Origin of the sequence: Aminobacter sp. BE322, assembly GCF_050433525.1 — a bacterium.
In the GTDB taxonomy this organism is placed as follows: domain Bacteria; phylum Pseudomonadota; class Alphaproteobacteria; order Rhizobiales; family Rhizobiaceae; genus Aminobacter.
Genome location: NZ_JBNPXB010000007.1, coordinates 134,143 through 145,462 on the forward strand (window position 1 = coordinate 134,143; position 11,320 = coordinate 145,462).

The 11,320-nt window shown below is 60.5% G+C and carries 13 protein-coding genes and 1 other annotated feature; of the genes, 6 read left to right on the top strand and 7 right to left on the bottom strand.

The window, feature by feature from the left end; all coding sequences use genetic code 11:
• Positions 1-523 precede the first annotated feature (523 nt).
• The 6 genes from J2X50_RS12825 to J2X50_RS12850 are packed head-to-tail and all read left to right on the top strand — an operon-like array spanning position 524 to position 5,909.
• The gene (locus J2X50_RS12825) at positions 524-871 is read left to right on the top strand and encodes a hypothetical protein (RefSeq protein ID WP_429095429.1); all 348 of its coding nucleotides are present in this window, start codon (positions 524-526) and stop codon (positions 869-871) included.
• Positions 855-2,480 (top strand): peptide chain release factor 3, encoded by a 1,626-nt coding sequence (locus J2X50_RS12830; protein WP_429095432.1) that lies wholly within the window; start codon positions 855-857, stop codon positions 2,478-2,480. Before J2X50_RS12825 ends, J2X50_RS12830 begins: the two co-directional genes overlap by 17 nt.
• Before the next feature lie 21 nt (positions 2,481-2,501).
• Entirely contained in the window at positions 2,502-3,056 is a 555-nt protein-coding gene (locus J2X50_RS12835; RefSeq protein ID WP_429095435.1) for a macro domain-containing protein, read from the top strand.
• Positions 3,053-3,262 carry a hypothetical protein gene (locus tag J2X50_RS12840; RefSeq protein WP_429095438.1) on the top strand — a complete coding sequence of 70 codons (210 nt, stop codon included), beginning with the start codon at positions 3,053-3,055 and terminating at the stop codon, positions 3,260-3,262. The genes J2X50_RS12835 and J2X50_RS12840 overlap by 4 nt, the downstream gene beginning before the upstream one ends.
• The gene (locus J2X50_RS12845; RefSeq protein ID WP_429095439.1) at positions 3,259-4,509 is read left to right on the top strand and encodes an MFS transporter; all 1,251 of its coding nucleotides are present in this window, start codon (positions 3,259-3,261) and stop codon (positions 4,507-4,509) included. Before J2X50_RS12840 ends, J2X50_RS12845 begins: the two co-directional genes overlap by 4 nt.
• Positions 4,506-5,909 carry an MFS transporter gene (locus tag J2X50_RS12850; protein WP_429095441.1) on the top strand — a complete coding sequence of 468 codons (1,404 nt, stop codon included), beginning with the start codon at positions 4,506-4,508 and terminating at the stop codon, positions 5,907-5,909. Before J2X50_RS12845 ends, J2X50_RS12850 begins: the two co-directional genes overlap by 4 nt.
• On the opposite strand, the gene J2X50_RS12855 is transcribed toward J2X50_RS12850, so the two are convergent.
• The 7 genes from J2X50_RS12855 to J2X50_RS12885 all read right to left on the bottom strand — a co-directional run bounded on the left by J2X50_RS12855 (position 5,910) and on the right by J2X50_RS12885 (position 11,315).
• On the bottom strand, positions 5,910-6,257 hold the full coding sequence (locus J2X50_RS12855) for a TraR/DksA family transcriptional regulator (protein ID WP_429095443.1): 348 nt from the start codon (positions 6,255-6,257) through the stop codon (positions 5,910-5,912).
• Between the two features lie 19 nt (positions 6,258-6,276).
• A complete protein-coding gene (locus J2X50_RS12860) occupies positions 6,277-7,122 on the bottom strand; it encodes a universal stress protein (protein WP_429095445.1) in 846 nt (281 codons plus the stop codon).
• Positions 7,123-7,135: 13 nt separating this feature from the next.
• Entirely contained in the window at positions 7,136-8,617 is a 1,482-nt protein-coding gene (locus J2X50_RS12865) for a SulP family inorganic anion transporter (RefSeq protein ID WP_429095447.1), read from the bottom strand.
• Between the two features lie 106 nt (positions 8,618-8,723).
• Positions 8,724-9,980, bottom strand: coding sequence for a class I SAM-dependent methyltransferase (locus tag J2X50_RS12870; RefSeq protein ID WP_429095448.1), 1,257 nt, complete (start codon positions 9,978-9,980; stop codon positions 8,724-8,726).
• Positions 9,981-10,159: 179 nt separating this feature from the next.
• Positions 10,160-10,212, bottom strand: a sequence feature (sul1 is cis-regulatory element that is thought to sense ions involved in sulfur or methionine metabolism; They are found in Alphaproteobacteria).
• 100 nt (positions 10,213-10,312) lie between these two features.
• Entirely contained in the window at positions 10,313-10,498 is a 186-nt protein-coding gene (locus tag J2X50_RS12875; protein WP_429095450.1) for a hypothetical protein, read from the bottom strand.
• Positions 10,499-10,771: 273 nt separating this feature from the next.
• Positions 10,772-11,011, bottom strand: a complete 240-nt coding sequence (locus J2X50_RS12880) for a hypothetical protein (protein ID WP_429095452.1) — start codon at positions 11,009-11,011, stop codon at positions 10,772-10,774.
• A gap of 55 nt (positions 11,012-11,066) precedes the next feature.
• Complete coding sequence (locus J2X50_RS12885; protein ID WP_429095454.1) at positions 11,067-11,315, bottom strand: hypothetical protein; 249 nt, start codon at positions 11,313-11,315, stop codon at positions 11,067-11,069.
• Between the last annotated feature and the right edge of the window lie 5 nt (positions 11,316-11,320).

The following is an 11,320-nucleotide window of genomic DNA, read 5'->3' on the forward strand; positions in this document are numbered from 1 at the left end:
TGCTTCCTTTCCTCGAGTTCAGCGCGAACGAAGCCAGAAAAATCGGCCTGACCTCACGCCAGCATCAGGCCGGCGGGCAACAGGTGGTTCTGATACCATATCGCGTCACTGTAGTCGCAACCGTTCTGGCAAGTGTGTCGGGCCGTATGTGAGCACGACAGCGTGTTGATTCAGGCATTCCATTTTTTGTCTTGCATATCCCTGCTCCTGCGATGATCGTCGCGGCATGGTCGCCACTAGAACCGAATTGTCCATATAGCTTCGGTTGACGTGCCTCCGATTTCGAGACGATGGTTGCACCTGTGGCTTACATACCTTAAATACTAGCTATTCCCTCGCAATTTCGCGAGGACCGGAGACACCGAAGCAGTCGGCACGCGGCGAACCGCAGCGACAACCTCGGTGAATCTGCCCAAGCCTTGAGCTTTGACAGCGTCTCGCGGTTCTTGCCGTCTGCAGCGGCTTTGCCATCGGCATCGCCGATGCATTGCGTCGCGCGTCTCCGACAGAAAGGAGACGCTTTTTGACGAAACGATCCAGCAAGACAGTTTCATCTCCGATCGCGCACCCGTCGACCGTCGACGTTATGGGATCGGGGCCCGTGCCTATCTTACCCCGTGAAGGGAGCAGCACCGTCGAGGTTGCCTCCCAGCCAACCTGTCGTGTCGCGCTCCGCAAGGACGTCGGCCACGGAGTTGCCGAATCGCTGCTGCGATATGTGAACGATTTTGGACAAGGTAAAGGCACCACCTTTGCCGAGGACGGGCTGACCTGGCTGGAGCTTCAGTTCCGCGAGGACCGCGAGATGCTGAAAAGCCAGTTCCGAGACCTCTTTTATTGTCAGGAGGCCGCGCATGGGCGCTGCCTTTGACATCCAAGAAACCAAATCGCCGGGCGAAAACCCTTCGCGCCCTTTGCAAGCTACGAGCAGTTCGCGCCGCACCTTCGCTATCATCTCACACCCCGACGCGGGCAAGACCACGTTAACGGAAAAGCTCCTGTTCGAGAGTGGTTCGATCCGCCTTGCGGGAGAGGTCAAGGCGCGGGGCGAGCGGCGGCGGACGCGTTCGGACTGGATGGAGATCGAGCAGAAACGCGGCATCTCGATCTCAAGTTCCGTCATGACCTTCGAACATGAAGGCCTGACGATGAACCTGCTCGACACGCCGGGTCACTCCGACTTCAGCGAGGACACCTTCCGGACCCTGACTGCCGTCGATTCCGCCATCATGGTGATCGACGCCGCAAAGGGCATTGAGAGCCAGACCTGGAAGCTGTTCGAGGTCTGTCGCATGCGCAACATCCCGATCATGACCTTCATCAACAAGGTCGACCGGGAAGGACGCGAGCCGCTGGACCTGCTCGACGAAATCATGGACCGCCTGGCGCTTGACGTCGCGCCGCTAGCTTGGCCGGTGGGCATGGGCGTCGACTTCCAAGGTGTGCTCGACCTCGTCGGAGGGCAGATGGTGCTCCCGGACGGGTCGCCCGGTGCGGTCCGCTGGACCGAGGATTCGCCACTTTCAACAGATCCCGAACTCAGGAAGGACCGCATCTTCGGGCCTTCTCTGGAGGGGCTGGAAATCGTCTGTGCCTCACTCTCGTCGTTCGATCCTGCAGGCTATCGGGAAGGTCATCAGACACCCGTCTTCTTCGGCTCGGCGCTTCGCAATGTGGGCGTGCGGCAACTTCTGCATGCTCTAGCCAAACATTCGCCCGGTCCGCAGCCACAGCCCGCTGCGCCGGAGCCGATCGATCCGAGCGACGATGAGGTCAGCGGCTTCGTGTTCAAGGTCCAGGCGAACATGGATCCGAACCACCGCGACCGCATCGCCTTCGTCCGGCTCTGTTCAGGTCGCTTCACGCGCGGCATGAAACTCAAGAACGTACGAAGCGGGCGTGAACTGAAAGTGCCGAACCCGATGTTCTTCTTCGCGCGCGAACGCGAACTCGCCGAAGAGGCCGTGGCCGGCGACATCGTCGGCATCCCCAACCACGGCACGCTCAGCGTCGGCGATACGCTAACCGAACGGACCGCCAGAACGGTTACAGGTATCCCGAACTTCGCGCCTGAGATCATTCGCCGGGTCCGCATTCTCGACACGTCGAAGATGAAACAGTTGTCGAAGGCGATGGACGATTTGTCCGAGGAAGGCGTCATCCAGGTGTTCCGGCCGATCATCGGCTCAACGTGGTTCGTGGGCGCCGTTGGACCACTCCAGTTTGAGGTTCTGGTGGCCCGTGCAGCGGCCGAATATGGCGTCGACGTGATGCTGGAGGCTTCCCAGTTCGAAACGGCGCGGTGGATCGCCTCGAATAACAAGGAAGCCTTCGAGCGTTTCGCACGCGCCGAGCGCAATTCCATCACCGAGGATCGCGCCGGTGCACACGTCTACTTTGCCCGCAACGAATGGGAACTCGCCCGCACACAGCGCGACTGGCCAGACATCGAGTTCTGGGCCACCCGCGAGCGCGGGTGAAATCGGAAAAGGAGAAAGCGTGTGAGAATCCATCTCGACGGGCTAACGATTCAGTGCCTATCCGGTTCGCTCGCCGAGCAAGCAAACATTGATGGGCTGATCGTCTTCGTGGACACCTGGCTGCAGCCCTATGGAACCGAGGCGGAGCGCATACATGAAGCGGGAGGCCAGCGCCTCAGAGGAGCCTGTGCGGAAGCAGGACCGATGACGCTTGGCAAACTGGCCGTGACTGCGGGATTTGGCGTTCCGGCGGACAGGCTGATCAATTGCGTCGTAGCGTCTCTCGACAGCCCGCATCCGGGCGACGAACTGATACGACGCTGCACGCTTGAAGGTTTTCGGAAGGCGGATGGGCTCGGCTTACGCTCCGTGGCGCTGTCGCCGCTCGGCAGTCTGTCCAACGACGAGGCCTCTGGCTGTCCAGCGATCCTCCAGGCGGTCGCCGAGATGCCGGGACAAGCACATCATCTCGATCTCGTGCGCATCATCGTACCCGATGACCAGTCCCGCGACGACGTGTCGATGATGATCGTCCGCGAGGCCTCCAGGCGGCGCCAGGAGGAAGGAGTGGCATGATGAAGTTCCGCGTGAAAGAAGGATATGGACAGTCGACCGTCCGGGAGATCGGCTCGTATCTACGTCTCCATGGCTCAGGTCATCACTGGGTCGAGAAATTCCGCGGCGAGATCTACGTGCATCCAGGCGATGAACCAGACGAGCGGATACTGCTCGAAGAATTTCAGCAACTGGTCGAACCTGTCACTGGCGGAGACGACGATTGAGTGGGAGGCAACCCGCGTCGAACGCGCTTGTCGCCGCCGCCTTCGCGCTCACCATGTCGTCGGCCTTCGGTCAGACCTATTTCATCGCGATCTTCGCGCCGTGGCTGAAGGCGGAGCTTGGGCTTACCGACGGCGGGTTCGGGATGCTTTACGCCGTCGCGACGACCGCGAGCGCGGCCGCGCTCGTTTGGGGCGGCAAGGTGGCGGACATCTGGCCTGTCCGCAGGCTCGGCCCGCTGGCGATCTTGGCGCTAGCGGCCGTGTGTATGGCGATGTCGGTCGTTTCGGTTGCGTGGATGCTTCTCCCTATTCTTTTTGGCCTGCGGCTGTTCGGCCAGGGGGCGATGGGGCATCTGGCGATCACCGGTACAGGGCGATGGTACCTGCGCCGGCGAGGGCGGATGCTGTCAATCGCCGTGCTCGGATTCCCGGCGAGCGAGGCGGTGATGCCCTTTATTGCAGTGTCCTTGATCGCGAGCATAGGATGGCGGGAAACTTGGCTCGCCGCCGCTTCAGTGCTGGTTGCGGTCTCAATTCCGGTTGTCATGCTTCTGCTTCGCAAGGAGCCTCCGCCATCGGCGGTGGAGCCGTTCGAAATAACGTCCGGCATTGAGCAGCGAAGCTGGACGCGCGCCGAAGTTGTCCGCAGGCCAGAGTTCTTTGCGGTCGTGGCAGGCATCGTCGTGCCGTCATTCGCCATGACGGGGATTTTCTTTCACCAGGTCCATCTGGTCGAGGTGAAGGGCTGGACCATGCCGTGGTTCGCCGGATGGTTTCCGCTATACGCTATAACCAGCGTCGCGACCGCGCTCATGACGGGATGGCTGGTCGACCGCTACGCGGCGAGACGGTTTCTGCCGTTGTTCCTCATGCCGATGGCAATGGGTATCGCGGTTCTCGCTACGTTGCGTTCGCCATGGGCGGTCCCCATGTTCATGCTCCTCGGCGCCCTGACGAACGGCGCCGCGTCCACATTGATCGCCGCCGTTTGGGCTGAATTGTTCGGAACTCGTCATCTCGGCTCCATCAGGGCGATCGCCTTCGCAGGCCAGGTGCTGGCTTCCGCGCTGGCGCCGGGCTTGATCGGGCTGCTGCTCGACCTGGCTGTGCCGATCGAAACCCAGTACTGGGGGATGGTCGTATACGCTGTCGTGTCGATGATCTGGCTCCGGACCCTTTTGCCGCGGCTCGATCGGATCGCGAGCGAAGGGTTGGCCCCGATAACGCCAGACGGAGCGCTCCTTTGACGGCAGCCGAGATACATACCGATAACGGCTCCTGGGCCGAACTGTTGACGGGCGGCAACGCCCCGCGGTTCGCGATGGTGCTTTTGGGGGTTTGGCTGACGGCTGTCGACAGCCTCGTAACTTCCACCATCATGCCCACCGTCGGCGCCGACCTCGGCGGCTATGCGCTGTTCGGCTGGGCTGTTGCAGGATTTTTCGTTGGTGTTGTGCTCGCAAGTGCGAGTGCGGGGAGGCTGTCGGAAATCTTCGGCCTCGGGAGGGCGACTGTAATGTCAGCACTCCTCTTCGCAGCCGGTTGCGCATTGAGCGCTATCGCGTGGGACATGCCCGTCTTCCTTTTCGGGCGGCTTGTGCAAGGCATCGGCAGCGGATGGATAGCGGGCTTCGCCATGGTAGCGGTTGGAGCGCTGTTCGCCGAGAAACATCTGGCCCGCGTGTTTGCCTCGGTGACGGCGGTTTGGGGTGTTGCCACCCTGCTCGGACCATTGGTAGGCGGGGTGTTCGCAGAAGCCGGAAACTGGCGGGGCGTGTTCTGGTTCTTCGTTGTCCAGGCACTCGCGTTCGGCGCACTCGCAGCCGTGCTCCTTCGCGATCAGAGCAAACCGAAGAAGGAGTCCCGCGTACCCTGGCTGCAACTAGCGGTGCTGGCGCTCGCGGTCGCCGCCGCCGCCGCTGCAAACGTCGTCGGCAAAGCCTGGGTAGCGGCGGGAATGACCTTGCTCGGCGGCGCGCTCTGTCTCGTCGTGTTGTCGATTGAGCGCCGCGCGTCGGTGACGCTACTTCCTCGGGCGGCGTTCAGACTACGGACGGTGGGCGCGGGGTATCTCGCCATGTTTGCGCTTACCGCAGCATTGACAGGCTTGCTGGCCTATGGCCCGGCGGTCCTTCAGGAACTCCACGGCCTGTCGTCGCTTCAGGCTGGCTATGCAGTCACGATGCAGGCACTCGCCTGGACCGCCTGCGCCTTCTGTGTTGCGGGAACGCCGCCCGGAGGAGGCAAGGGATGGATTCGTGCCGGTGGCGTCCTGGTGCTCTCGGGACTTGCCCTTCTCGCGGCATTCACGAGCAACGCCCCGCTTCCGCTCTTCCTGCTCGCGGCCACCGTCACGGGGGCAGGCTTCGGCCTTTCGTCGAGCCTCATGAATCGTCGCGTGCTGGGGCTGCTCGGCGAACACGACAAGGCCACGGGCAGCTCCGCGCTGATAGCAGTCCGTCAGACCGGCGGCGCATTCGGAGCGGCTGTCGCCGGCACGACAGCTAACCTCGCGGGGTTTGGTACCGGCCTCACTCTGCAAACCGCTGAAGCGACCGGGCTTTGGGTCTTCGTCACCGCCATCCCGTTCGCAGCAATTGGTGCTTGGGCCGCATGGCACATGGCTGCCAAGAAAGCGGACGGCTGACTATTTGGCGCACCGGACGCAGGCAGAGAATGTCGGATCGACATCGAGCCTTCCTGGTGCGATCGGTTCACCGCACTCAACGCAGTAGCCGTATTCGTCTTCCTCGATGCGCTTCAGCGCCTGCTGGATGGCCACACGCCGGGCGGCGCGACGGCGCTGCACGGCCTGCGACATCGCCTGCATCTGCATTGCGTCAATACGCGAGACGCGGCCGACGCTCTGCTGGTCGAGCTCAACCGGCGCACTCCATGAGGCGTTTTCCTCATCGAGCTTCTCGATCTCCGCCAATTCTTCTTTGAGTCGAGGCCGGAAGCGGGCAACGAGTTCCTTGTAGCCAAGGTCTTCCATGGCGCATTGAGCTCCAGGGTCAGCGAAACATCAAGACCGGGATCTTGCAGCGGCGGACCATCGCCTCGGTCGTGGAGCCGATGACGAGGCTGCGAATACGAGAATGGCCGTAGGCACCCATGACGAGCAGTCCTATGCCCTGTGTCTCGACGTACGAACCGATGCCGTCTTCCGGCTCGCCTGGAATCAGCGCTCCCTCCGCTTCGAACCCCGCATCTTTCAGGCGCTGCACGGGTGCATCAAGCCGCGACCGGTTCTCCGCGGTTTCCGCGCCGACAGACAGAACTGTTGCCTTCATACCTTTCAGCAGGCCGCTCGCTGCGACGAAATCGACGGCGCGCTCGGCGCTCTTGCCGCCGTCGAAGGCGATCACGAACCGGTCGAACGGCGTGTATTTCCGAGCGGCGACCAGCACAGGCCGGGTCGAGGAACGGACGACGCGTTCGAGATTGGAACCGAGATGGAGCTTGGCAAAATCCGCCGCTTCGCCGCGCTTGCCGATCACGACCAGTTGCGCGTCTTTCTCAAACTCCGTCAGAGCTTCCAGCAGATCGCCATTGCGCAGGCGCGTCTCCGTCTGAACGCCCTCCGACATGACAATTTCTTTCGCTGTCTCCAGGAGCGCGCGGCCCTTGGCCTGCGCGAGCTTGGCGTGCTGTTCGTCTAGGCGGGCATATTCGTCGAGGAGAGCGACGCGCTGGTTGAACTCCAGGCTTCCGCTGAGATCAAATGTCCCAGCCATGCGGCGGCCGAGCACGTGCGCGATCTCTACGGATAGCACCATGCGGGATGCCGCCCAGGCGGACAGACGGCACACACTCTCGGCGTAAACCGATCCATCGATGAAAGCGAGTATCTTGGACATTCCGGTTCCTCCCTCAGTGACTCGTCAGGCTGTCGAGCGCGCCCGGCTTGTCGTGGATTGCAAGTTTATCGACTAGTGTTTCGCTCGCCTCGTTCATGCCGAAGACCTCCACTTCGGCACCCTCACGCCTGAACTTCAAGATGACGGTGTCAAGCGCGGCAACCCCTGTCAGGTCCCAGATATGGGAACGGCTGACATCGATACGAACCTTCTCGACCGCCTCTTTGAAATCAAAGGATTTCTGGAAGCGCTCGGCCGAGGCGAAGAAGACCTGACCCTCAACCACGTAGGAGCGCTCCCTGCCGTCCTCAGAAACGGTCGACGTAACTCGGAAGATCTGCGCCACTTTGGAAGCGAAGAACAGGCCCGAGAGGAGTACACCGACAAGCACGCCGATGGCGAGGTTATGTGTGGCCACGACAGCGATCACGGTCGCCACCATCACCACGGACGAACGCCGCGGATGATCGCGCAGGTTCTTGATGGAGCCCCATGAGAAGGTGCCGATCGAGACCATGATCATGATCGCGACGAGCGCGGCCATAGGGATCGCGGAAACCCACTCGCCCAAACCGACGCACATGCCGAGAAGAAAAACACCCGCCGCGAACGAGGACAATCGCCCCCGGCCGCCCGACTTGATATTGATGACCGACTGGCCAATCATCGCGCAACCCGCCATGCCGCCGATGAAGCCCGTCGCCACGTTGGCCACGCCCTGGCCGACGCATTCGCGGTTCTTGTCGCTGTCTGTGTCCGTGAGTTCATCGACGATGGAAGCGGTCATCAGCGATTCAAGCAGTCCGACCACCGCGACCGCCGCCGAGTAGGGTAGCACGATCATCAAGGTCTCGAGCGTCAGCGGCACGTCCGGCAGCAGGAAGACGGGAAGCGTCGCTGGCAATTCGCCCATGTCGCCGACCGTGCGGATATCCATTCCGAAATACATCGCTGCGGACGTCAACACCACGATGCAGACGAGTGGCGAAGGGATAGCCTTGGTCAGATGCGGAAAGAGGTAGATGATGGCAAGCCCCGCCGCAACCATGACATAGGTCATCCACGGGACGCCCACGAGTTCGGGGATCTGCGCCATGAAAATCAGGATCGCCAGGGCGTTGACGAAGCCCGTGATGACCGAGCGCGAGACGAAGCCCATCAAGTCGCCGAGACGAAACAGCCCCGCGAGAATCTGGAGAACGCCTGCGAGAATGGTGGCGACCAGCAGATACTGCAGGCCGTGATCCTTCACCAACGTGATCATCAGGACGGCGGTGGCGGCTGTCGCGGCCGAGATCATGCCGGGCCGCCCGCCCGTGAAGGCGATGATAACGGCAATGGAGAACGACGCGTAGAGGCCGACCTTGGGATCGACGCCGGCAATGATCGAAAAGGCGATGGCTTCGGGGATGAGGGCAAGTGCCACGACGACACCTGCAAGCAGGTCCCCGCGTATATTGCCAAACCACTCATCGCGGATTCTTGTGAAGTTCATAGGAAAATTGTCTCCAAGGCGCCGGCCGACGGACGACGCGAACTGAAAGGGATATGAAATGGAGTGAATGCAAGACCATGCGCTCCGCAAGGGAGAGCGGCAATTGTCACTCCGCAGCCTGTTCAAACGGCGACGCCCGTTCCATTTCCAGATCTCGCAGAACCGTCTCACGCTGCGCTATGTAGTCTCTGGTCAGTGGCGCTGCGTTTTGATCGTGTGCAAGCTGAATCTGGAAGACCATCATGCCCTGGTAGCGGAATGCTGTCTCGGACGCGGCAAGGTAAAACTCCCACATTCGGGCAAACCGCTCATCATACAGCGCGACCGCCTCATCTCGGCGCGCCATGAATCTCTGTCGCCAGGCCTTCAGCGTATCCGCATAGTGCAGGCGCAGGATTTCAATGTCGCAGACGACGAGACCTTGCCGCTCGATCGCCGGCAGCACTTCCGAAAGCGCCGGGATGTAGCCGCCAGGGAAGATATACTTCTGAATCCAGGGGTTTGTGTGGGAGGGTCCATCGGACAGCCCGATGGAATGAAGAAGCATCACTCCATCCGGCTTCAGGAGGGTCTTCGCTTTTGCAAAGAATTCGTCAAAATGGCCGACGCCGACATGTTCGAACATGCCGACAGAAACGATGCGATCAAAGCGTTCATCAAGGCGGCGGTAGTCCTCGAGCAGAAAATGCGCCCGGTCCTGCAACCCCGTATCTCTGGCACGGCGATTCGAAACAGAAAACTGTTCTTCAGATAGGGTGACGCCCAGTACATCGGCTTGCGCGACTCTAGCCAGATAAAGGCCGAGCCCACCCCATCCCGAACCGATATCCAGTACGCGCTGATTAGGCTCCAGCCCCAGCTTTGCCGCGATGTGCCGCTTCTTGGCCATCTGGGCTTGCTCAAGGGAAACATCGGGCGTCTCGAAATAGGCGCATGAATACTGGCGATCTTTATCGAGGAACAGCTCGTAGAGGGCGTCATCCAGATCGTAATGATGTGCCACGTTCTTTCTTGAACGGCCGAGCGTATTGTGCTGCCTGATCCGCCGCGACAGGTGGGACATCCGCCGCAGGAGACGTGCCGGCCCGGTCAGTTTCTCGACGCCGGTGTTCTTGAAGACAAGCTCCAGAAACGCGTAGATCGTCCCACTCTCGACTATAAGGCGCCCATCCATGAAGGCCTCTCCCACCGCAAGTTCCGGGTTCAGGAAGACTTTCCATTGGGTTAGCCTGTCGGTGAAGCGGACCACAATTTCTTGTCCACTCCGGTCACCGAATTGGTGACTGCGGCCGCCTGCATCGATGACGGTAAGCCGGCCCACTTTGATATGTCGAGAAATGAAGCTGGTGAAATAGTTACTCATTCTGCTGCCCGCAGCGCCTTAGCTTCTGACGATCGCAGCACATGTCTCCCCCGCCTGCCAGAGGTGACCGGCAGTGGTCTCTCGTCATTTATCGACGGGTATTCCGATCAATATGTGCGCAAGAGAACTGACAAGGGGATCACACTGCGTGCGGTCAGAACGCCGGCACAGGATTTGATCAGTTGCCGGGGGATAGGCGCCCGGATGAGCCACCCGGCAAACCGGGTCCACTTATTGTGGCTTCAATGCGGCAACGAGCCGCCCAGTTCAAGTCATGGCTGCTGTGCATTTTCTGCATGGCTTACTATGACGGCGGCAAAGCGCCGTGAGAGCTAAGCGTTTCCTTCGGGCACCAGTTCTTCCAGAATGACGGCTTCGGCTTCGTTCAACCGCTGTCGTTGGTAGCGGATCGTCGCCGCAGCCACTTTCAACATACCGCTCATCTCGGCCTTGCTGAAGTGGGACGGATTGTCGGCAATGTGCTCAAGCTCTTCGGCGACATTCATGTCATCATACATAGGTTCTATTCCTTGAGGCCGTTGTGGGATTGGCATCCGATGGGAGAAATAATGCGATGGAAATCCTCACGATCCTTGTCAGGGAAGCACTCCCAGAACGGAAATTACCATCAGGATCGCTATCACCAGAAACCGAAGAGAAGCGAGCCAACAAACGACCATGCCAGTATCAACGCGACGAACATGGCTACGGTTCTTATCGATGGAAAAGACATTGGCTGACAGAATTTCTGCTATGAGTTGAAAACGCAGTTCGACCTGGCCGTTCGACAATCAATCGGGGAGCTGTGTCAGCGGGGAGAACCCACGCAGTAGCCATCGTTCCTCCTCCCCGTCATCCTCGAAGGCGATGCGGTGGGTCCAAGGCAGCATGCCGTAAATTCTTTCGACCGTTGCCTCGACATCCGGCAAGTCATCCAGTTGGTGCTCCCATCGCACCTCGGTAATGTCGGTTTCTCTCCGCGCGAACTTTCCGTATCTGGCTGTGTCGCGCAGCGGCATGGTTTCCGCCATGTCATCTCCTTGGCTCGTTCTTTGACCATCTGCGGTGGCGTCTGCATTTTCCAAATCAGGTGCCGCCCAGATCTTCTTCGGCCAGCCGTCGTTCGAGTTCGCTAATTCGGCTGATGACACGATCTCCTTGGACGTCGAGGAGCATTTTGTCGTCGATGCCGAGAAGATCGATCCGCTCCATGAGATCGCTGTCGAGTTGCATTTTTCCCGCGCCGATATGCGTCCACTTCTCACGATACCTCCACTTGCGACGGACATAGTTCTGGATGGCTTCGCCAAGCGCGGGATCGTTTGGTTTGTTCACGGGCT